Annotated in this window: 19 protein-coding genes and 2 pseudogenes; 8 read left to right on the forward strand and 13 right to left on the reverse strand. The window is 63.0% G+C overall.

Features of this window, described 5'->3' with window-relative positions:
• Positions 1 to 70 precede the first annotated feature (70 nt).
• Positions 71 to 373 (reverse strand): hypothetical protein, encoded by a 303-nt coding sequence (locus AC07O3_RS23985; RefSeq protein WP_495340498.1) that lies wholly within the window; start codon positions 371 to 373, stop codon positions 71 to 73.
• A 107-nt stretch (positions 374 to 480) separates the two neighbouring features.
• The gene (msrA, locus tag AC07O3_RS23990) at positions 481 to 1,032 is read right to left on the reverse strand and encodes a peptide-methionine (S)-S-oxide reductase MsrA (protein ID WP_093058245.1); all 552 of its coding nucleotides are present in this window, start codon (positions 1,030 to 1,032) and stop codon (positions 481 to 483) included.
• 102 nt (positions 1,033 to 1,134) lie between these two features.
• Here msrA and AC07O3_RS23995 point away from each other — a divergent pair, with 102 nt between their 5' ends.
• From AC07O3_RS23995 to AC07O3_RS24010, 4 genes are read left to right on the forward strand one after another with little or no spacing between them, the layout of a single operon-like run.
• On the forward strand, positions 1,135 to 1,857 hold the full coding sequence (locus AC07O3_RS23995) for a TetR/AcrR family transcriptional regulator (RefSeq protein WP_495340499.1): 723 nt from the start codon (positions 1,135 to 1,137) through the stop codon (positions 1,855 to 1,857).
• 21 nt (positions 1,858 to 1,878) lie between these two features.
• A complete protein-coding gene (locus AC07O3_RS24000; protein ID WP_093058243.1) occupies positions 1,879 to 2,556 on the forward strand; it encodes a protein-L-isoaspartate O-methyltransferase family protein in 678 nt (225 codons plus the stop codon).
• A 16-nt stretch (positions 2,557 to 2,572) separates the two neighbouring features.
• On the forward strand, positions 2,573 to 2,917 hold the full coding sequence (locus tag AC07O3_RS24005; RefSeq protein ID WP_495340500.1) for a rhodanese-like domain-containing protein: 345 nt from the start codon (positions 2,573 to 2,575) through the stop codon (positions 2,915 to 2,917).
• Positions 2,918 to 2,938: 21 nt separating this feature from the next.
• On the forward strand, positions 2,939 to 4,492 hold the full coding sequence (locus AC07O3_RS24010; protein ID WP_495340501.1) for a TolC family outer membrane protein: 1,554 nt from the start codon (positions 2,939 to 2,941) through the stop codon (positions 4,490 to 4,492).
• 13 nt (positions 4,493 to 4,505) lie between these two features.
• On the opposite strand, the pseudogene AC07O3_RS24015 reads toward AC07O3_RS24010, so the two are convergent.
• The 5 genes and pseudogenes from AC07O3_RS24015 to AC07O3_RS24035 form a co-directional block, all read right to left on the reverse strand.
• Positions 4,506 to 5,015, reverse strand: a pseudogene (locus AC07O3_RS24015) (3-deoxy-D-manno-octulosonic acid transferase); the annotation flags it as partial.
• Positions 5,016 to 5,033: 18 nt separating this feature from the next.
• Positions 5,034 to 6,608, reverse strand: a complete 1,575-nt coding sequence (locus tag AC07O3_RS24020) for an ATP-binding cassette domain-containing protein (RefSeq protein ID WP_495340502.1) — start codon at positions 6,606 to 6,608, stop codon at positions 5,034 to 5,036.
• 95 nt (positions 6,609 to 6,703) lie between these two features.
• Entirely contained in the window at positions 6,704 to 8,137 is a 1,434-nt protein-coding gene (locus tag AC07O3_RS24025) for a DUF4135 domain-containing protein (protein ID WP_495340503.1), read from the reverse strand.
• Between the two features lie 14 nt (positions 8,138 to 8,151).
• Positions 8,152 to 8,592: a GNAT family N-acetyltransferase gene (locus AC07O3_RS24030; RefSeq protein WP_495340504.1), complete on the reverse strand. Its 441-nt coding sequence runs from the start codon at positions 8,590 to 8,592 to the stop codon at positions 8,152 to 8,154.
• A gap of 83 nt (positions 8,593 to 8,675) precedes the next feature.
• Positions 8,676 to 8,909, reverse strand: a complete 234-nt coding sequence (locus AC07O3_RS24035; RefSeq protein WP_495340505.1) for a hypothetical protein — start codon at positions 8,907 to 8,909, stop codon at positions 8,676 to 8,678.
• 366 nt (positions 8,910 to 9,275) lie between these two features.
• On the opposite strand from AC07O3_RS24035, the pseudogene AC07O3_RS24040 reads away from it, so the two are divergent.
• Positions 9,276 to 9,371, forward strand: a pseudogene (locus AC07O3_RS24040) (IS4/Tn5 family transposase DNA-binding protein); the annotation flags it as partial.
• Between the two features lie 489 nt (positions 9,372 to 9,860).
• Here AC07O3_RS24040 and AC07O3_RS24045 read toward each other — a convergent pair.
• Positions 9,861 to 11,243, reverse strand: coding sequence for a 3-deoxy-D-manno-octulosonic acid transferase (locus tag AC07O3_RS24045; RefSeq protein ID WP_093058240.1), 1,383 nt, complete (start codon positions 11,241 to 11,243; stop codon positions 9,861 to 9,863).
• Between the two features lie 9 nt (positions 11,244 to 11,252).
• Positions 11,253 to 12,635 carry a phosphomannomutase/phosphoglucomutase gene (locus tag AC07O3_RS24050; protein ID WP_495340506.1) on the reverse strand — a complete coding sequence of 461 codons (1,383 nt, stop codon included), beginning with the start codon at positions 12,633 to 12,635 and terminating at the stop codon, positions 11,253 to 11,255.
• Between the two features lie 111 nt (positions 12,636 to 12,746).
• Between AC07O3_RS24050 and AC07O3_RS24055 the strand changes: the two genes are divergently transcribed.
• From AC07O3_RS24055 to AC07O3_RS24065, 3 genes are read left to right on the forward strand one after another with little or no spacing between them, the layout of a single operon-like run.
• Positions 12,747 to 14,354: a DNA-3-methyladenine glycosylase 2 family protein gene (locus AC07O3_RS24055; protein WP_495340507.1), complete on the forward strand. Its 1,608-nt coding sequence runs from the start codon at positions 12,747 to 12,749 to the stop codon at positions 14,352 to 14,354.
• A gap of 6 nt (positions 14,355 to 14,360) precedes the next feature.
• Positions 14,361 to 14,858 carry a methylated-DNA--[protein]-cysteine S-methyltransferase gene (locus tag AC07O3_RS24060; RefSeq protein ID WP_093078854.1) on the forward strand — a complete coding sequence of 166 codons (498 nt, stop codon included), beginning with the start codon at positions 14,361 to 14,363 and terminating at the stop codon, positions 14,856 to 14,858.
• Between the two features lie 38 nt (positions 14,859 to 14,896).
• Complete coding sequence (locus tag AC07O3_RS24065; RefSeq protein WP_093058236.1) at positions 14,897 to 15,838, forward strand: DMT family transporter; 942 nt, start codon at positions 14,897 to 14,899, stop codon at positions 15,836 to 15,838.
• 19 nt (positions 15,839 to 15,857) lie between these two features.
• On the opposite strand, the gene AC07O3_RS24070 is transcribed toward AC07O3_RS24065, so the two are convergent.
• The 4 genes from AC07O3_RS24070 to AC07O3_RS24085 form a co-directional block, all read right to left on the reverse strand.
• Positions 15,858 to 16,520, reverse strand: a complete 663-nt coding sequence (locus tag AC07O3_RS24070) for a DUF1345 domain-containing protein (protein ID WP_093058235.1) — start codon at positions 16,518 to 16,520, stop codon at positions 15,858 to 15,860.
• A 71-nt stretch (positions 16,521 to 16,591) separates the two neighbouring features.
• On the reverse strand, positions 16,592 to 18,145 hold the full coding sequence (locus AC07O3_RS24075) for an AMP-binding protein (protein WP_495340508.1): 1,554 nt from the start codon (positions 18,143 to 18,145) through the stop codon (positions 16,592 to 16,594).
• A 5-nt stretch (positions 18,146 to 18,150) separates the two neighbouring features.
• A complete protein-coding gene (locus AC07O3_RS24080) occupies positions 18,151 to 19,287 on the reverse strand; it encodes a DUF5938 domain-containing protein (protein ID WP_495340509.1) in 1,137 nt (378 codons plus the stop codon).
• A 22-nt stretch (positions 19,288 to 19,309) separates the two neighbouring features.
• Entirely contained in the window at positions 19,310 to 20,113 is an 804-nt protein-coding gene (locus tag AC07O3_RS24085; RefSeq protein ID WP_495340510.1) for an SDR family NAD(P)-dependent oxidoreductase, read from the reverse strand.
• Positions 20,114 to 20,134: the final 21 nt, after the last annotated feature.

A 20,134-nucleotide genomic window follows, 5' to 3' on the forward strand; every position in this document is an offset into this window, starting at 1 on the left:
TCGTTGAATCGATGAACGATCTGCCGCCGCCCGCGCGATGCGGGCGGCGGCAGCCGGAACACAGGGAGATTCAGCGAGAGGAAGGCGGACCGCGCGCGTCGAAGAGCGCGGTCCAGCGGGCGACGACCTCGCCCTGCAGATAGGCGAAGGTGGCCGACGGCAGCAGCATCGGCAGCACCACCAGCGGCACGCTGGGCACGGCGGAACCGTGCTCCAGCTGGTCGTACAGCCGGCATTCGGCGTCGGTGTGCTCGCCGAACAGGCTGCCCAGCCCGTGGGCCGCGTGGTCGTGCGCGCCGCTGCGCGATGCCTGCTGCACCTGCACCGCCGCCTCGGCGTGCGAGAGGCCCGGCACGTGCAGCGAACTGTGCATGACCCCCAGCGTGCCCGCGATCCACAACGCGAACGCCAGCGCGACGATGAACGCGCGCGACGAACGGGAGGGAGACTGGCGGGCGATGCGCACGGGGTGGGAGGCGGTCAGGCCTTCAGGCGCGAGGCGAAGGTCTTCTGGAACTTCTCGACCTTCGGGCCCACGACGAATGCGCAGTAGCCCTGGTTCGGGTTGTTCAGGAAGTAGTCCTGGTGGTAGGCCTCGGCCGTCGAGTAGTTGGCGAGCTTTGCCACTTCGGTGACGACGGGCGAGTGATAGGTCTTGCTGGCCTCGATCTCGCGGATGACCCCTTCGGCCACCTCTTTCTGGGCGTCGCTGGTGTAGTAGATGCCGCTGCGGTACTGGGTGCCGACGTCGTTGCCCTGGCGGTTGAGCGTGGTCGGGTCGTGCACGACGAAGAAGATTTCGAGGATTTCGCGCAAGCTGATCTGCGCCGGGTCAAATTCGAGCTTCACCACCTCGGCATGGCCGGTGCGGCCGGTGCAGACCTGCTCATAGGTCGGGTTGACGGTCTGGCCGTTGCAATAGCCCGATTCCACGTCCAGCACGCCCTGAACCCGGTCGAACACCGCCTCGGTGCACCAGAAGCAGCCACCGCCCAGCACGATGGTTTCGGTCGGCGACGGTGAAGTGGACATGGTGCTGCTCCGGCAGGTTGGAAAAAGACGAACCCGATATTGTCGCGGCTTGACGTGACGGATGCCGGTCACTACATTACTAACCCGCGAGTCATTAACACCATGCCCACGCCCCGCTCCTTCGTCGAAAAGATCTGCCCGGTGCACGCCAAGCGCGAGCGCCGGAAAGAGGCGCGTCCCGGCGAACTGCTGGCCGCCGCGCTCGATCTGTTCGTCGAAAAGGGCTTTGCCGCCACCCGTTCCGAGGAAGTGGCGGCGCGCGCCGGCGTCTCCAAGGGCACCCTCTTTCTCTACTTTCCGAGCAAGGAAGAGCTGTTCAAGGCCGTGGTCATGGAAAACCTCGGCGGCCGTTTCACGGAGTGGAATGCCGAGTTCGAGGCCTTCGAAGGCACCACGGCCGAGATGCTGCGCTACTGCATGAGCGTGTGGTGGGAGCGCGTCGGCAAGACCCAGGCCTCGGGCCTGACCAAGCTCATGATGAGCGAGGGCGCCAACTTTCCCGAACTGGCGGAGTTCTACCGCCGCGAGGTGGTCCGGCCCGGCCACGAGCTGCTGCGGCGCATTTTCAAGCGCGGCATCGACAGCGGCGAGTTCGCGTCGATGGACATCGACCACGCGATCTACTCGGTGGTGGCGCCCATGGTCTTCCTCATGCTCTGGAAGCATTCGGCCATGGTCTGCGTCGACGGCGCATCGGCTCTCGACCCCGAAAAGTACCTCGCCGTGCAGGCCGACGTGGTGATCAACGGGCTCAGCGCGCACCCCGGAAGGCCGAGCGTGCCGCCGGTGTCACCGACGGCACCTAAAATTGAAGGTTTGTCCTGAGCCCACTAGGAAAACCACGCCATGAACCCCACCCCCACCCTCGAGCGCTTGCGCTTCAACATGATCGAACAGCAGATCCGCCCCTGGGATGTGCTGGAAACGGACATCCTCGAACTGCTGGCCGAAATCCACCGCGAAGACTACGTGCCGGAAGAACACCGCACGCTGTCTTTCTTCGACATGGAACTGCCGCTGCTCGACGGCTCCGTGCCCGGCGAATTCATGCTGTCGCCCAAGGTCGAGGCACGCACACTGCAAGACCTGCACATCCAGAAGCACGAATCGGTGCTCGAGATCGGCACCGGCTCCGGCTTCATGGCCGCCCTGCTGGGCGCCCGCGCCGCCCAGGTGCTGTCGCTTGAAATCAACCCCGTGCTGGCCGCCCGCGCCGCCGAGACGCTGCGCCGCAACGGCGTGACCAACGTCGAAGTGCGCAATGCCGACGGCGCCGTGCCCCTGGCCAGTGGCCCGAGCTTCGACGTGATCGTGCTGAGCGGCTCGGTCGCCCGCATTCCGCAGAACCTGCTGGGTTCGCTCAAGGTCGGCGGCCGCCTCTCGGCCATCGTGGGCGAAGAGCCGATGATGCGCGCCCACTTCGTCACCCGCTCGAGCGAAAGCAAGTGGGACACCATCCAGCCCTGGGACATCGTGGCCCCGCGCCTGCTGAACTTCCCCGAGCCCTCGCGCTTCTCGTTCTGAGCCGGCGGTTGACCGAATGATCGACCAAGTCCGCCCCGCCGACCTTGCCGCCTGGTTCGCCCAGAACGCCGACGCCACCCCCGTGCTGCTCGACGTGCGCGAGCCCTGGGAACTGCAGACGGCGAGCGTCGCTCCCCAGGGCTTCACCCTGGTGGCGATTCCGATGAACGAGATTCCCGGGCGGCTGGCCGAGCTGAATAGCGGCCAGCCCGAACTTCGAATTGCATGCCTGTGCCATCACGGCGCGCGCAGCCAGCGCGTGGCCGCCTTTTTGAACCAGAACGGCTTTGACCAGCTCGCCAACGTGGCGGGCGGCATCGACGCCTGGTCTTCGCATGACCCCTCGGTCCCGCGCTACTGATTCTTTCTTCAAGGACGTTCAATGCCTTCCAGGCCCCGGCTATCGCCTCTTTCCGCAGCGCTCGCAAGCATCTTCGCAGCCCTGCTCGCATCGCCGGCCCTGACCCAGGCCCAGACACTGAACGAACTCTATGACGCCGCCCGCGGCTACGACGCCACCTACCAGGGCGCACGGGCCCAGTACGAGGCCAACGTCGCGCGTGCCGCGCAGGCCAAGGCCGGCATCCTTCCCGCCGTGGGGCTCACGGCCGGCGTGACGCGCAGCGACCTCGAGATCGACACCCTCACGGGCAGCGGCCGCGGCACCACCACGCCGCGCGACTTCAACACGCAGAACGTCGGCATCAACGCCACGCAGCCGCTGTACCGACCGGCCAACTGGGCCACGTACGAGCAGGGCAAGCGCCAGGCCGACATCGCGCAGGCGGTGCTCACTATTGCCGAACAAGACCTGATCGTGCGCGTGAGCCAGGCGTATTTCGACGTGCTCGCGAGCCAGGACAGCCTGGCGCTCGTGCGCGCGCAGAAGGTCGCCGTGGCCGAGCAGCTGGCGTCGGCCAAGCGCAACTTCGAGGTCGGCACCTCCACCATCACCGACTCGCGCGAGGCGCAGGCCCGCTACGACCTCGTGATCGCGCAGGAGATTGCGGCCGAGAACGACCTGCAGGTGAAGAAGATCGTGCTCGACCAGCTGGTCGGCCGCCCCGGCAGCGTGCCGGTGCCGCTGCGGGTGCCGGTGGTGCTGCCCGCCGCCGTGCCCGCGGACATCAACGCATGGGTCGCGCAGGCTGACGAGGTGCATCCCTCGATCCAGCAGGCCCGCCTGGGCCTCGACGTGGCCGGGCTCGAAGTGGACAAGGCCAAGGCCGGCCACAAGCCCACGCTCGACGCCAACCTGGGCTACAACGTCACGCGCAACCCGACGGGCACCAGCACCAGCACCGTGGGCACCCGCGTCAACGCGACCACGGTCGGCGTGACCTTCAACCTGCCGCTGTTCGCCGGCTTCGCCACCGAAAACCGCATCAAGGAAACGCTGGCGCTCGAAGACCAGTCGCGCAGCGTGCTCGACGGCACCCGCCGCAGCGTGGCGCAGGCCACCCGCGCGGCCTACCTCGGGCTCGTCTCCGGCGCGGGACAGGTGAAGGCGCTGGAAGCGGCCGAGGCGTCGAGCCAGAGCGCGCTCGACGCCAACCGGCTCGGCTACCAGGTGGGCGTGCGCATCAACATCGACGTGCTGAACTCGCAAAGCCAGCTGTACCAGACCAAACGCGACCTGGCGCAGGCGCGCTACAACGTGCTGCTTGGCAACCTGAAGCTGCGCCAGGCCAACGGCACGCTGACGACCGACGACATGAATGCGATCAACGCGACGCTGGCGAGCAATGGCAGCGTGCCGGCCGTGCCTTCGGCCACCGGGCCCGATCGCAGCACCACGGTGCCACCTGCGACAACGGTGACGCCACCGAGCATTCCGGTGATCCCGCCGGTGCCGGTGCAGCCGTTCAATCCGCCGGCGCCGACGATGCCAACAGCACCCGTGCCGCCGGTGATCCTGAACCCGCCGGTGCGCTGAGCGCGCGCCGCAGTCAGTCCAGCGTGGGCTCGGCCCGCGTTGGCTCTTCGTCCAGCGGCTCGCCTGCCGCCGTCACCGGCTCCGCCGCCTGCGCAATAGCCAGCACCGCGGCCGCTGTGCGCTCGGCAGCCCCACGGTTCGATGAAGAAAACGCCAGCGCGGCCTGCGCCATCGTGGCGCGGCGCTCGGGGCTCTCGACCAGCTTCAGCGCGGCCGTCACGGCCTGCTCCATGCCCTCGACACGCAGCGACGCCCCGGCTGCCAGCGACAACTGCGGCGCCTCGGCGAAGTTGAAGGTCGACGGGCCCATGATCACCGGGCAACCGCAGGCCGCCGGCTCGATCAGGTTCTGGCCGCCCAGCGGCTCGAAGCTGCCGCCCAGCAGCGCCACGTCGGCCAGGCCGTAGTACAGCGCCATTTCGCCCAGCGAATCGCCGAGCCAGATCTCTGCGTCGGAGGGCTGGCCCGCCGCGCTGCGGCGCGCGACGGCAAAGCCCTCGGCCTCGATCAGCGCTGCCACTTCACCTAGACCAAACACCAACTATGCCAACAGCAAATCCTCACCAACATCTTCTCTTTGCCCGCGCTTTAGGTCATCAACGAAATCAAATCTCACATCATGCATATCTCGATGTGAAATCACGAATACTGTTGCGCCTTGCAATTTTTCTCGAATGATTGCCCAAATTTTAGATTCCGAGCTTCGATCCATTGAATTAGTTGCCTCATCAAAAAAAACGAACTCCGGAGCTCGGAAAATGGTTCGACAAACAGAAAGGAATTGTGTTTCCCCCGCTGACAAAGAACTCACATCAGCGTCGATATCAACCGCTCGATTTCCAATCTCCTTATTCCAAAAATCCCAATACGCGGCAACCATTTCCCTGGTGATAGCTTCAGCTCCAAGTGAAATATTTTCAAAAACAGATCCTCTAACCACTGCAGATGCAGGGTTTAGGTAGTGAATTTTTGAACCGTCAATGCCTCCATGAGAAAGGATATTTTGATAAATTTTCCGGAGGTGAGTTGATTTTCCAGCACCAGAAGGGCCTTTGATGCAAACCCAAGAACCTCGACCAATATTGAGATCTCTCCCATCAATAAAATAGGCCGGAGCTTCATCAATAATAATCTCATCCCACTCATCAGCCCGAGCGACGGAAAATGGCCTATTCGCAGCCGATCTTTCCAGATCCGCCAAAAGATCATATCCCCCCTTAATAGAAATCAACCCATTCTGCATGCTGTTAACAGCCGATGAAGCATTGGACAACGGATTTAAAATTCGATCTAGATATATAACGAGCAAGAAGAAATTACCAGCCGTCGACGAAACCAAACCAATCTGAAAAACCGCACTTGCCAGCACTGCCGCATAAATTACGCAGGTAATCCCCGTCAGATATAGACTGCGCTCCGTTTTAACGAAGAAAAATTGACGATGCTTACTAAGCGCATCATCAATAGCCTTTGAGAGGCGCGCTTCGAGAAAAGTGCGCGCACCAAATTCATGAATTAAAGCTGGATTAGCAATGTACTCAGAAAAGTAGGACGTCGAAACATTGTCCGACTGATTTGCAATATTTGCCGCCGACAGTTCTTTATCGCGCTTGAAAGAAACGCCAACCATAAAGACGATACCTCCAAGCGAAATATATACAACCAAGATTGGGCCAATTGCAATCGCAATCGCAATACAAGCAATGACCAACTCTATAGCAGTGGGAATGATGACGGCGAGCAGACCATACAGAAAACTAATCGAGCCCATCTCCATCTTTGAGATCACAGCCGCCTTCTCTGCAACCCACGCGCTGCTCTCTCCCGTTCGCCCCTCTTGGCGTGGAATTTTCGCAATTCGACCGGCAATCAAAAAACAAAAAGCATAGGAAATTCGATACAACACCGGATTAATAACGATCCAACGCAGATCCACAAGCGCTTCCCCGATAAAGCGCAGAAGTAGATAGCCCATCGCAAATGCGACAACACCTTCCGCAGCCTCACTGCCGCCTTTGCTCATTGCGTCTATGGCTTTCGCCATATATATCGGGGAGATACCCACGAAGAACGCCGACCCAATTACAACGGCCAATGCCATCAACAGCAATCTCATCGACTGTCGATCACAGCTACTTCGAAAATCCTTAAACACAGAACGAAGGATATGAGAACTAAAAAATGAAAAGAACCACATCAGAAATGCCTTCCTTATTTCGCTACAGATCGCTCTTGGCCGCTCACAAAATCCTTCAAATACTCTCTCAACTTCATCGCATCTGCTTCAAGGCATGAATTCAAACTTCTTTCGATTCTGGCAGCAAGGGAATCTTGTCTTTTTAATTTTTTTACAGATCCAGTCCAATGCATTAAATGTGGCATGCCATTAGAATCTTCCATCCAGAAAGAAGGAACATCCGAATCCAGCAAGTCGACTATTTCACAACGAAGAGTTTCGGCGCAGGAAACGGTCGAAAGACTTTGGGCTCTCGAGAAAATAGATATTATTTGACCAATTTTTTCGACTGTGCTGGCATGCTTAGGGTTACGTAGCATTTCCAAGGTCACGGCATACTGCATCGTCAGTCTTAAAAGACGCCGAGTTTTCATTCCTTGAGAAACGGCTTTGACATCAAGAAGCAGATCCTGCTTAACGGAACACAAGGCACAGAGGGCATCATAAAAACCGTCTGCAATGATTTGACTGAAGTTAGCCGGATTGATCGATTTTCCAAATTCATCAAGGAGTCGATTTTTCTCTACTCCCTCCTCTACTGACAGGTAGACAATTTTTCCACCGCTTCTTTGAGCACCGAACGAGAGTGCCGAACTCTTACCCCCCAAAATCGATGACAAAAAGGGGGCAGCACTAACCAACCCAGTATTTGCCATCCGATCTTCTGCAGAATCACGGCTGTATTCAAGATAACTATAAAAAATGCATTCAGCATCCACGATGACCGGCTTGCAATTCCAAGAAATCACATTGTCAAAGTGCAAATCGGCCATCTCCAAAAAATAGGCAACTGCCGTAAGCGCGCCAAGCCCTTTCATGAATTGCGCTATTTCCTCAGCATTACGGTGCACCGGCATTTCTTCAAGATATGGCATCACGTGCCAAGTATAATTTTGGCTATACCACAGGCTCGGAGGAACCACATCGATGGCAGAAACTTCACGCAACCTTTCTGCCACTACTTTTATTACCAAATATGGACGAGGATCACGGAATTTAATAATATATTCCCGACCGTTGGCAGTAAAAATGACCGCTCGCTCGCATTCCCCGTGAGACTCCCCTTCTGTGAATTTTATTGACACAGCTGAACATTGGATTTCGGCAACATCGAAAAACTGCGTTATGCAGGAATGCAGCTTATTGATAAACCGAAGCATTCGAGCACTTCGTCGCTTCAGCATTCCACGAATTAGGTCAATAAACTCCGGAGTTGCGTCTATTTTTTTATCTTGTCGCGATTCTATCGCGTGTGCCAGCTGAAACTCTATTTTCTCGAAATCACGTTTTATTTCAGACTCAAGGTTTTCCTCGCCGAACAACGGAAGATATACTCCTTCCTCCTTGATGGTTTGCATTAATTCCAAGAGGGCGTACTGAGCCAAACAAATGCGTTGGATGCCAATCATTTAAGCTCTGCCAGCTAGTGCCTTGGAACTCTTTCGAGAACTGGCCTTCGACTGCAGGCAATAATTTTATCTTTTGGAATTATTGAATTTTCTGCCAGCGATTTCAGCTCACCTTCAAATGCAGTGGTGAAAATTGCCGTGTGACTGCATCGCTTTACAATAGCCTTGACAAGCTGAGATTCAAGTCCATTGCCAGAGAAATCACGATGAACACAAATTTCCGCCAAATATGTTGTTGTTATATCGTCAGTAAAAGCACGCGCAAATCCAATAATTTTGCCTTCGCCTTGCAATAAGGCCATCGCGCAAACTGTTCCTGGGCAAAAAAAACTAGAGGAGAAATTGGGTATACTCAAGTATTCAGCCGCAGCACCGTACCCGCAGTTCTCCAGTAGCTTGGCCAGCTCTTCATTCGCTGCTGCTTCACTCCCGAGAATAATAACGATTTTTCTCATTTTCAATTCTTTTTAGACGACATTTGCAGCAATTGAATAATGACGGAGCGCAACCACATCTGTCGCTGCGCCCGCCAATTCATTTAGCAGAAGTTCCGGCGAATTTCACAAGTGCCGCTTGCGCAGCACTTTGTCGTGCCCCCAAACATTGCGCCCCACATCGTGTGGCGCAGCTCCATTTCTTCGGTATAGGCATGAAAAATTTCAAACAGTTCGTCAGATTTATCTCCAACAAGCGGTCCTCTCTCCTTTTGACCATCGAATTGCGCGGCGAAGCCGAGGATTTGATCTACTCCAAGATGAACGAGGGTTTGCATATCTTCTTTACGGAAAATTAACTACATCGACCCCAAAATCGAGGCCGATCGAAGCCTACTCCAATACGAATGAAAGTCATTCGCATAACTGGCAAAAATTCACGAAAGGGAGAGGGTTTTCTTGCATCCTGGAATGCATTGAGTAGGTGCGACGCGAAGATTTCAATTGCTGACAAGTCAGGCGCCTCGTCGATCCACGGAATGATCGAGATTCCCATTATTCCTAGCGAGAGGACTCTGCCAACGGGGATGAATGACAAAGTCTGTGCGGATTGATGGAGTCAGCAAGTCATCGGACAGAGGGTCATGGACAGCTGGCGAGGTCGCTGGTTGCGAGTTCCGTGACGCACGATTGGGCAAGAGATTGTGGGCAGCCTGCTTCATCAACTTGGCCGCAGCATTGGAGGCACCGTACCTCTGGCGTGCCAAGACTGGGCCAACACGAAGGCTGCCTATCGCTTCTTCTCCAATGACGGGGGCGACGAGAAAGCGATCCTGAAGGACTACTTTCTGGTGTTGGGGACGATAGAAAACTTGGACTACCAGGAGGTAGTTCATGTATTCATACGAAGACCGCATTCGAGCGATCAGGCTCTCCATCAAACTTGGGAAACGCACCGCAGCGCCCATTCGCCAGTTGGGCTACCGCCGGACCATTTGACAGGTAGCAAGTTGCGTGAGGCAACAGGTCAGCTCGGGTAGCAATTCCGACGAGTCAATGCACCGCTCAGAATAGTTGACACCGGGCAAGCGGCGTCGGTACGGTTCCTACTTGGGAGAAATCAGCGCTGCGCCAGAGAGCCTCATCAATCGCGACTTCCAGGCTGCAGCCCCGAACGAGAAGTGTCTCACCGACATCACGGAATTCCAATTCGCCGGCGCCGACGATGCCGACAGCACCCGTGCCGCCGGTGATCCTGAACCCGCCGGTGCTCTGAGCGCGCGCCGCAGTCAGTCCAGCGTGGGCTCGGCCCGCGTTGGTTCTTCGTCCAGCGGCTCCCCCGCCGCCGTCACCGGTTCCGCCGCCTGTGCAATCGCCAGCACAGCGGCCGCGGTGCGCTCGGCAGCCCCGCGGTTCGATGAAGAGAACGCCAGCGCGGCCTGCGCCATCGTGGCGCGGCGCTCGGGGTTCTCGACCAGCTTCAGCGCGGCCGTCACGGCCTGTTCCATGCCCTCGACCCGCAGCGACGCACCGGCTGCCAGCGACAACTGCGCCGCCTCGGCGAAGTTGAAGGTTGACGGGCCCATGATCACCGGGCAACCGCAGGCCGCCGGCTCGATCAGGTTCTGCCCGCCCAGCGGCTCGAAGCTGCCGCCGAGCAGCGCCACGTCGGCGAGGCCGTAGTACAGCGCCATTTCGCCCAGCGAATCGCCGAGCCAGATCTCTGCATCTGACGGCTGGCCCGCCGCGCTCCGGCGCGCGACGGCAAAGCCCTCGGCCTCGATCAGCGCCGCCACTTCGTCGAAGCGTTGTGGATGGCGCGGCACGATCATCCATTGCACGTCGTGCACGCGCTTGGCAATCGAGCGGATCGCGCCCTGCTCGGGCGGCACGGGCGAGGTTGCGCCGAAGCGCTTGAGCACTTCGAGCAGCAGTCGCTCTTCGCCGTCGCGCGAGCTTGCGAGCACGACCATCGGCTTGGGCAGGCGCTCGCGCAGCGACACGGCCGCGTTCAGCTGGCGCGCATCGGGCGTGGCGTCGAATTTGAGGTTGCCGTAGATGCCGGCCACCTTGGCGCCGAGCGACACCAGGCGGTGCGCATCGGCCTCGGTCTGCGCCCACACGGCCGTCAGGGCCGAGTACGCGGGCCGCGCCAGCCATGCAAGCCGTTCGGCCGAGGCCAGCGATTTCTCGTTGAGCCGCGCGTTGGCCAGCACCAGCGGAATATGGCGCTCGGCGCAGGCAGCGGCCATCTCGGGCCAGACCTCGGTTTCCATCAGCACGCCGATGCGGGGCTGGAACTTGTCAAGAAAACGCGCCACCGCACCCGGCGTGTCCCACGGCTGCCAGACCTGCGTGTCGCCGGGTTCGAGCAGCTTGGCGCCTTCTTCGCGGCCGGTGGCTGTGCCGTGCGTGAGCAGGATCGGAATGCCCGGGTACTGCCGCCGCAGCTCGGCGATCAGGATGGCGGCCGCGCGCGTCTCGCCGAGCGAAACCGCATGCACCCAGCACTGGGCCTGGCCGGTGGTGGCTTCGTCATAGTGGCCGAAGCGCTCTTCCACGGCCACGCCATAGCCCGGCTCGGCCTCGGCGCGGCGCCGCAGCTTGCGGCGCACTAGCGGTTGCACGACGGTGGTGAAGACGCCGTAGAGGCGAAGCAGCAGGGAACGCACGGGCTCAGTTCAATGAGAGGCTTCAGCCAGTCTGGCGTCGGGCTTGACGGTTCTCAACAGAGCCAGCATCTCGGCTTCGATGCGCTTCAATGCGGCATCGGTCTGGCCTTCGAAGCGCAGCACCAGCACGGGGGTGGTGTTCGAGGCGCGGATCAGCCCGAAGCCATCGGGCCAGTCGACGCGCAGGCCATCGATGGTCGAAACCTTGGCGGGGGCCGCGAAGCTCGCGCCCTTCACGAGCTTGTCGACCACCACGTGCGGCTCGCCTTCAGCGCAGGCCACGTTCAGTTCGGGCGTCGAGAAGCTGGTGGGCAGCGCGTTGAGCACGTCGCTCGCGTTCGGGCTCTTGCTCAGGATCTCGAGCAGCCGGCAGCCCGCATAGGTGCCGTCGTCGAAGCCGAACCACCGCTCCTTGAAGAAGATGTGGCCGCTCATCTCGCCGCCCAGCGGCGAATCGATTTCCTTCATCTTCGCCTTGATGAGCGAATGGCCGGTCTTGAAGATCATCGGCACGCCGCCCGCTGCCTCGATGGCCGGTGCCAGGCGCTGCGAGCACTTCACGTCGTAGATGATGGTGCCGCCGGGCACGCGCGACAGCACGTCCTGTGCAAAGAGTTGCATCTGGCGGTCGGGGAAGATGTTCTGGCCGTCCTTGGTGACGATGCCCAGGCGGTCGCCGTCGCCGTCGAAGGCCAGGCCCAGTTCGGCGTCGCCGGTGGCCAGCGCGGCCATCAGGTCCTTGAGGTTCTCGGGCTTGCTGGGGTCCGGGTGATGGTTGGGGAAGTCGCCGTCGACTTCGCTGAACAGCTCGGTCACTTCGCAGCCGATGGCGCGGAAGATGGCAGGGGCCGACGCACCCGCGATGCCGTTGCCCGAATCGACCACGATCTTCATCGGCCGCGCCAGCTTGATGTCGCCGGCAATGCGCTTGACGTAGGCCTCGGTCACGTCGACCTTGCGCACGCTACCGCCTGGGGCGAGCTGAGCGGTGCCAGCTTCCATGGTCTTGCGCAGGCCCTGGATCTCGTCGCCGTAGATCGCGCGGCCGGCCAGCACCATCTTGAAGCCGTTGTAGTCCTTGGGGTTGTGGCTGCCGGTGACCTGGATGCCGCTCTTGCACAGCGTGTGGGCCGCGAAGTACAGCATCGGGGTGGTGACGGCGCCCACGTCGATCACTTCGACGCCGGTGGCCACCAGGCCCTTGATCAGCGCCTCTGCCAGCGCGGGGCCCGACAGGCGGCCATCGCGACCTACGGCCACCGACTTCTCACCGGCGGCGCGGGCTGCGCTGCCGAAGGCCCTGCCGAGCGCTTCCGCCACCTCCGTATCGAGAGTGACGGGCACGACGCCGCGAATGTCATAGGCCTTGAAGATCGACGCGCTGAGCTGCATGAAAGGCGTTTCCCTGTTGGTTTTGTAAACGGGGCATTGTAGGCAAGGCTCCAGATGCCCACATGTCCGAAAACGGCCAGTTGAAACGAGTCGAAACCGTATCATTTCCCCATGCCTACCAGCCACACCCCCACCGAAGCGCTCGAGAGCGACGCCTGCTACCTGGCGATGAAGACGCATGATGCGCGCTTCGACGGGTCGTTCTTCACCGCCGTGACCTCCACCGGCATCTATTGCCGCCCGGTCTGCCGCGTGAAGCTGCCTCGGCGCGAGAACTGCCGGTTCTTCCGCCACGCGGCACAGGCCGAGGCCGCGGGCTTTCGCCCCTGCCTGCGCTGCCGGCCCGAGCTGGCCCCTCGTGCTTCAGGCGCAGCCAGCTGGTCTACCGAAGACGCCTCGCGCATCCTCGCGCTGCAGGCGGCACGGCTGATCGACGAGCCCGACGCCTGGTCGGAAGACGGCCCGGGCGCGGCGCAGATCGCGGCGCGGCTCGGCGTGAGCGACCGCCACCTGCGGCGCATCTTCGAGGTGCAGTTCGGCGTCTCGCCCCTTCAATATCTGCAGACGCGCCGCCTGCTGGCCGCCAAGCAGCTCATCGCCGACACCCGCCTTCCGATGACGCAGGTGGCACTGGCCAGCGGCTTCGCCAGCGTGCGGCGATTCAATGCGGCCTTTCTGGAGCACTACGGCCTGAACCCGAGCGCCCTGCGGCGCGCCGGTGGCGCCACCGTCGAAGGTGGCGAAGGCAAGGCCATCGAGGTGCGGCTGGGCTTCCGTCCGCCCTACGACGCCAACGCGATGCTGGGCTTCTTCGCGCGCCGTGCGTTGCGCGGCGTCGAAGTCGTATCCACGGCGGACGGCAAGGAGCCCGCCAAGGGCAGCACGCCCACCTATGTAAAGCTGACCCGCACGCTGCGCGTCCAGCAAGGCGGACAGGCGCATGCGGGCTGGCTGCAACTGCGCTTCGACCTCGAACGCGAGCAACTGCTGCTGTCGGTCAGCGATTCACTGGCCGCGGTGCTGCCCATCGTCATCAGCCGCGCACGCGCCCTGTTCGACCTCGACGCCGAGCCGATGGCCATCAATGCAGCGCTGCATGCGGCCTTTCCGCATGGCGACGGGCTGCGCGTGCCGGGCACGGTCGACGGCTTCGAGCTGGCGGTGCGCGCGGTGCTGGGCCAGCAGATCACGGTGGCCGCGGCGCGCACGCTGGGCTCGCGGCTGGTCGAGGCCTTCGGCGAGCCACTGGCTACGCCCGTCGAGGGGCTGAACCGCCTGTTTCCCACGCCCGCGGCCATTGCCGCCGCGAGCGGCGATGCGCTGGGGCAGCTCGGCATCGTGCGGCAGCGGCAGACGGCCCTGCACGCCATCGCGCGCGAAGTCGCGTCCGGCAAGCTGGCGCTGCATGCGGGAGCCGACGTGCCTTCGACCATCGCGGCGCTGCAGGAGCTGCCCGGCATCGGCGCCTGGACCGCGCAGTACATCGCGATGCGCGCGCTGCGTTGGCCCGATGCATTTCCGGCCGGCGACGTGGCACTGCAGAAGGCGCTGGGCGTAACCACAGCGCGCGCTGCCAGCGAGGCCTCGCAAGCCTGGCGGCCATGGCGCAGCTACGCAGTGCTGCGGGCGTGGCATGCGCCCTCTTCCACTCCTGCAACCGCCACCGAAACGGCGGCCGCGGAACTCCCCCTTATCACTACGGCAGGCCTCGCCGCCTGAAACGTCATGAAATTCAAGAGCAAAGTCATCTACACCTCGCACATCGACACGCCGCTCGGCGGCATCACGATGGCGGCCACAGACCAGGGCCTGGCCGGCGTCTGGTTCGACCAGCAGCGCCACTGGCCCGACACCAGCGGCTGGATCACGAAGGACGACCACCCCGCGCTGGTCGAGGCGGCCGCGCAGCTGCACGACTACTTCGCCGGCAAGCGCGACAACTTCGACATGAAGCTCGACCTGTCGCACGGCACCGCGTTCCAGCAGAGCGTGTGGCAGCAACTGCTGGCCATTCCGGCGGGCGCCACCACGAGCTATGGCGCGCTCAGCGTCAACGTGGGCAACCCGGCCGCCGTGCGCGCAGTGGGCGCGGCCGTGGGGCGCAACCCGATCAGCGTGATCGTGCCTTGCCACCGCGTGCTGGGGTCGGACGGATCGCTGACCGGTTACGCTGGCGGGCTCGACCGCAAGACCGCCCTTCTGGAGCTCGAAGGCGCGCTGTAAGAACATCCAACGAAGAAGAGACAGAGAGCGAAAGACGCATGACCACAACGAACAACAACATCGCAGCCGCCAAGCCCCTCGCACCAACCGCCTGGCTCATCGACCTGGTGCTGCTGGGCGCGCTCTGGGGCGCGTCTTTCCTCTTCATGCGCATCGGCGCGGCGGAGTTCGGCGCGCTGCCGACGGCCGCGGTGCGGGTGGCCATTGCCGCGCTGTTCCTGCTGCCCATCGCGCTGCTGCGCGGCCAGGGACCGTCTCTCGCCAAGCACTGGAAGGCCAGCTTCGCGGTCGGCGTCTTCAACTCGGGCATGCCGTTCGCGCTGTTCTGTTTCGCGCTGCTGACCATCAACACCGGCCTGGCCGCCGTGCTCAATGCCACGACACCGATGTTCGGCGCGCTCGTGGCCTGGGCCTGGTTCCGTGAGCGGCCTGCGGGTTCGCGCATCGTCGGGCTGGTGATCGGCTTTGCCGGCGTGGCAATGCTCGCCAGCCGCAGCGCCGGCCTGCATGCGGGCGCCAGCGGCAATGCCGCGCTCTTCGCGGTGCTGGCCTGCCTGGGTGCGTGCCTTTGCTACGGCATCTCGGCCAGCGCCACGCGGGCCCATCTGGGCGGCGTGCCCGCGCTGACCACCGCCACCGGCAGCCAGATCGGCGCCACGCTGTTCCTCGCCCTGCCCGCCTTCTGGCTCTGGCCCGCGCAGATGCCCAGCCTGCGCGCTTGGCTCGCGCTGCTGGCGCTCGGCATCGCCTGCACGGGCGTCGCCTACATCCTGTTCTTCCGGCTGATCGAACGCGCCGGCCCGGCGCGCGCGCTGACGGTGACCTTCCTGGTGCCGGTGTTCGCGCTGTTCTACGGCGCGGTGTTCCTCGGCGAGAACATCACGCAGTGGATGCTGATCTGCGCGGCCGTCATCGTCTGCGGCGTGGCGCTGTCGACGGGCATCGTCAAGCTGGGCTCGCCCCGCAAGGCCTCGGCCTGAGCGCGCTTCGGCGGGGCGCCTACACGGCGCCCGCGACGACGTTCACCGAGAGTGCGAGCACCAGCATGTTGAACGCGAAGGCCAGTACGCTGTGCAGCAACGTGATGCGCCGCATCTCCTTCGACGTCGCCTGCACATCGGACACCTGCGAGGTCATGCCGATCACGTACGAGTAGTAGAGAAAGTCGAAGTAGTCAGGGGCGTCGTCCTTGCCCGGAAAGTCGAGCCCGCCGTCGGGCGTGCCGCTCTTCTGGTCGATGTAGTAGCGGTGCGCGTAGTGAAAGGCGTAGATCGTGTGCATCATCAGCCACGAGCCCGCCAGCGCCACCAGCCCGAGCGCCACATGCGCCGCGCGCTCCCAGCCGCTCAGCGCCTTCACCTGCTGCAGCAGCATGGCGATGGCCACCACGCTGGCGCCAACCACCACCAGCATCGAGACCAGGATCACCACGTTGGGCTGGTCCAGCGACTGCGCCCGTTCGCGCGTGCGCTTCGCATCGAAGGTGTCGGCCAGCCACCACGACAGCACCTGGTAGACCACCACGGCCACGCACCACCCGGCCAGCGCGCGCGCCATGCCGCTCATGGGCACCGGCATCAACGCCGCGGCGGTGGCGCAGCCTGAGACAGCGCCGTAGAAAAGACGTTGGGGACCGGTGGTGGTGGAAAGGTGTTTGCGCATGGCGGCACTGTAGCGCCGTGCAGTCTCCCGTCGTCGGTGTTCAAGGGAGTCATGCCCGGAGACATTCGCTTCTAGCGCCGTCTCTGCCCTTCTCCGTCCGACAGCAACGCTGCGCGCACTTCCTTCTTCAGCACCTTGCCCACCTTGGAGCGCGGCAGGTCGAGCCACACCTCGATCTGCTTGGGTGCCTTCACGCTGCCGATGCGCGATTTGACGAAGGCCTTGATCTCCTCCACGTCCAGTTGTCGCCCGGCATGCAGTTGCAGCACTGCCACCACGCGCTCGCCCCACTTCTCGTCGGGCAGGCCGACGACGGCGCTGTCCTGCACGTCGGGGTGCTGCATCAGCACCTGCTCGACCTCGGCAGAGTAGACGTTGAAGCCGCCCGAGATGATCATGTCCTTGGCGCGGTCCACGATGTAGAGAAAGCCGTCGGCGTCGAGGTAGCCGATGTCGCCGGTGTGGTGCCAGCCGTGGCGCGAGGCCTCTTCGGTGGCGCGCGCGTCCTTGTAGTAGCCGAGCATCACGAGCGAGCCGCGCACCACGATCTCGCCGCTCTCGCCCGTGGGCAGCAGCACGCCGTCGCCGTTCATCACGCCCACCTGCACGAGTGGCCCGGGCCGGCCGGCCGATGACAGGCGCTGGTGTGCGATGGTGCCGTCATTGTTGAAGTGGTCGCGCGGCGACATCATCGAGATCATCATCGGCGCCTCTGTCTGGCCGAAGAGCTGGGCCATGACGGGGCCGATCTTCTGCAGCGCCTCTTCGAGCCGCGCAGCCGACATGGGCGCCGCGCCGTACCAGAAGCATTGCAGCGAATCGAGCTTCGCATCTGCCAGCTGCGGGTGCTGCAGCAGCATGTAGATCAGCGTGGGCGGCAGGAAGGTGTGGGTGACGCCGTGTTCTTCGATGAGGCCGAGGAACTCGCCCAAGTCGGGCTTGGACATGATCACGACCTGCCCGCCGAGCGCCATCACAGGCAGGCACAGCACGCCGGCCGCATGCGTGAGCGGCGCAAGCGCAAGGTAGACGGGCCGGCCCTCGAAGGGGTAGCCCATCAGCGTCAGCGCCGACATCGCCTCGAGGTTGCGCCCCGACAGCATCACGCCCTTGGGCTGGCCGGTGGTGCCGCCGGTGCCGGCGATCATCGCAACGTCGTCGACCACCGGCACATCGATGGGCGCATCGCCGGCATCCCCCAGCCATTGGTCGAGCGATGGCGCGAAGGGCTGCGCCTTGTCGAGGCAGACCAGCGTCGTCACCTTGGGCAGGTCGGCCCGCATCTGCTCGACCAGCGGTGCGTAGTTGCCGTGGAAGATCAAGCAGCTGCAGTCGAAGGCGTCGAGCACGTAGCGGTTCTCGGCAGCCTCGTTGCGCGGGTTGATCGGACACCACACGGCCGCGGCGCGCGACAGCCCGAAGACGCATGCAAAGGCGACCGGGTCGTTGCCCGACAGCACCGCCACCTTGCTGCCCGGGGCGATGCCGCTGCGCTGCAGCGCCCGCGCCACGCGGTAGCTGAAGCGCTGCACGTCGCCGTACGACAGCAGCACGGCCCCCATGCGCAGGCAGGGCGCCGCGGCTCCCAGCGAAGCGCCCTTGTCCAGGTAGTCAATCAGGCGCATGGGAGTCAGCCCAGCCGGGTGAGCACGGGCTCCTGCACCAGTCCGAAGCTGCGCAGCGCGCCCAGCAGCTCGCGATGCCCGAAGGCCTGGCAACCCGAGGCGAAGCCGGCGCGGCGCGGTGCCTGTTGCAGCAGCGAGGCCGCCGCATAGGCCTGCAACAAGCCGGTCTGCTTGTAGTTGCAATTCCCGAAGATCACGCAGTGCATGCGGCCCAGCGGACCGGAGGCATGCACCGAATCGACGGACTTGTTGATGCGCGGGTTCTCGCGCGGGGGCATGGTGTTCATCACGCCTGCCGCCGTCTGGGCCAGGGCGGCGTAGCGATCCTCGTCGTTCATGCCCTCGGTGGCCTTGAGCGCGGCTGCCACGATGTGCGGCACGCCCTGCATCAGCGCCTTGTTGAAGACCCCGCCGAGCACCTTCACATTGGCCACGCGCGGATCGCGCTTGAACCATACCGGGTGCGAGGTGCCGCCCCAGGGCAGCGCCAGTGCCGCCTCGTGCTGGCCGGGAATCGACAGGTGGTACAGGCCCGCGTCGGGTTGCCACTCCACGTACTCGTTCTGCTCCAGGTAATAGGCCTTGGACGTGGCTGCGTTGACCAGGATGGTCTGGGTGGACGCGATGGTCGGGCTGCCGCCCCAGAACACGGCAATGTCCAGCGTGTCGAGCCCGGGCGTCTCCAGGCACAGCTGCGCCGCGATCTCGCCGGTGGTGTACATCTGCGCCAAGCCGGGCGAGAGCAGCAGCCCCGCGGCGGCGAACTTGGCGCCGTACTTCTGTTCGAGCGTGATGAGCCAGTCCTGCTCGCCGGTGGTGTCGGTGTAGTGGCATCCGGCGGCCAGGCAGGCCTCGACCACCTCGGGGCCGAACTTGGCGAAAGGCCCCACCGTGTTGAGCACCACCGAGGCACCGGTGAAGAGCTCGGTGAGCGCCGTCACCGAATGCGCCACCTCCACCACTTCGTAGCTCGCAGTCTCGATGCCGGGCACGTTGGATTTCATCGCCGCTTCGACCTTCTGCGCGCTGCGACCCGCGGCAACGAAGGGGATGTTGTATTCGCGCAGGTATTCGCACACCAGTCGGCCGGTGTAGCCGGAGGCGCCGTAGACGACGACGGGCTTCTTCTTGCTGTTGCTCATGTTGTGTCTCCTTTTTGTGCGCTCACATGCCCATGCCACCGTCCACCGCGATGCCGGCGCCGGTGATGAACCGGGCTGCGTCGGAGCAGAGGAAGACCACCACGTCGGCCATGTCGCCGACTTCGCCGAGACGGCCCAATGGCGTCTGGCCGATCACGTCGCCCACTGCCGCCTCGACACTGGGCGCGAGCCCCGCAGCGACGATGTCGCTGGCGAGCTTCATGCCCATGTCGGTGGGCACCAGCCCCGGGTAGATGCAGTTCACGCGCACGCCGTAGCCCAACTTGCCGGACTCCATGGCCGCGACGCGCGTGGCGCGATCGACTGCGGACTTGGTCGCCGAGTAGCCCGCAATGGCCGGGAAAGCGATGGTCGCCGCGACCGATGCGATGTTGACCACCGCCCCGCCGCCGCCCGCGCCGCCACCGGGACGCATCGCACGGAACGCGTGCTTCATGCCGAGCAGCGTGCCGGCCACGTTCACGTCGAGCATGCGGCGCAGGTCGTCGCCGTCGACGTCGATCACCAGCGAGGTGATCTCGATGCCGGCGTTGTTGACGAGGATGTCGAAGCCGCCGAGCTCCTTGACGGTGGTCTCGGTGGCCGAGGCCCAGTCGGCGTCTTTCGTGACGTCGAGCGGCACGAAGCCCACCTTCGCTCCAGACGCAGACAACCTTGAAGCGGTTTCGCGCCCCAGGTCGGCGAGCACGTCGCCAATCATCACGGAGGCGCCGGCCACCGCCAGCGCTTCGGCAATGCCCGCACCAATGCCGCGCGCACCGCCCGTCACCAGGGCCTTGCGCCCTTTCAAGTCGAACTTGGCCATCACTTGTCTCCTGTAGATGTG

The sequence above is a fragment of the Variovorax sp. GW821-FHT09D05 genome (assembly GCF_059416325.1).

What these genes read in the sequence shown, in the direction of transcription:
- AC07O3_RS24085 (WP_495340510.1), bottom strand. Translation starts at nt 20,113, where the DNA reads ATGGCCAAGTTCGACTTGAAAGGGCGCAAGGCCCTGGTGACGGGCGGT.
- AC07O3_RS24010 (WP_495340501.1), top strand. Translation starts at nt 2,939, where the DNA reads ATGCCTTCCAGGCCCCGGCTATCGCCTCTTTCCGCAGCGCTCGCAAGC.
- AC07O3_RS24080 (WP_495340509.1), bottom strand. Translation starts at nt 19,287, where the DNA reads ATGAGCAACAGCAAGAAGAAGCCCGTCGTCGTCTACGGCGCCTCCGGC.
- AC07O3_RS24035 (WP_495340505.1), bottom strand. Translation starts at nt 8,909, where the DNA reads ATGCAAACCCTCGTTCATCTTGGAGTAGATCAAATCCTCGGCTTCGCC.
- AC07O3_RS23995 (WP_495340499.1), top strand. Translation starts at nt 1,135, where the DNA reads ATGCCCACGCCCCGCTCCTTCGTCGAAAAGATCTGCCCGGTGCACGCC.
- AC07O3_RS24025 (WP_495340503.1), bottom strand. Translation starts at nt 8,137, where the DNA reads ATGATTGGCATCCAACGCATTTGTTTGGCTCAGTACGCCCTCTTGGAA.
- AC07O3_RS24055 (WP_495340507.1), top strand. Translation starts at nt 12,747, where the DNA reads ATGCCTACCAGCCACACCCCCACCGAAGCGCTCGAGAGCGACGCCTGC.
- AC07O3_RS24000 (WP_093058243.1), top strand. Translation starts at nt 1,879, where the DNA reads ATGAACCCCACCCCCACCCTCGAGCGCTTGCGCTTCAACATGATCGAA.
- AC07O3_RS23985 (WP_495340498.1), bottom strand. Translation starts at nt 373, where the DNA reads ATGCACAGTTCGCTGCACGTGCCGGGCCTCTCGCACGCCGAGGCGGCG.
- AC07O3_RS24050 (WP_495340506.1), bottom strand. Translation starts at nt 12,635, where the DNA reads ATGCAGCTCAGCGCGTCGATCTTCAAGGCCTATGACATTCGCGGCGTC.
- AC07O3_RS24060 (WP_093078854.1), top strand. Translation starts at nt 14,361, where the DNA reads ATGAAATTCAAGAGCAAAGTCATCTACACCTCGCACATCGACACGCCG.
- AC07O3_RS24005 (WP_495340500.1), top strand. Translation starts at nt 2,573, where the DNA reads ATGATCGACCAAGTCCGCCCCGCCGACCTTGCCGCCTGGTTCGCCCAG.
- AC07O3_RS24065 (WP_093058236.1), top strand. Translation starts at nt 14,897, where the DNA reads ATGACCACAACGAACAACAACATCGCAGCCGCCAAGCCCCTCGCACCA.
- AC07O3_RS24075 (WP_495340508.1), bottom strand. Translation starts at nt 18,145, where the DNA reads ATGCGCCTGATTGACTACCTGGACAAGGGCGCTTCGCTGGGAGCCGCG.
- AC07O3_RS24030 (WP_495340504.1), bottom strand. Translation starts at nt 8,592, where the DNA reads ATGAGAAAAATCGTTATTATTCTCGGGAGTGAAGCAGCAGCGAATGAA.
- msrA (WP_093058245.1), bottom strand. Translation starts at nt 1,032, where the DNA reads ATGTCCACTTCACCGTCGCCGACCGAAACCATCGTGCTGGGCGGTGGC.
- AC07O3_RS24020 (WP_495340502.1), bottom strand. Translation starts at nt 6,608, where the DNA reads ATGAGATTGCTGTTGATGGCATTGGCCGTTGTAATTGGGTCGGCGTTC.
- AC07O3_RS24070 (WP_093058235.1), bottom strand. Translation starts at nt 16,520, where the DNA reads ATGCGCAAACACCTTTCCACCACCACCGGTCCCCAACGTCTTTTCTAC.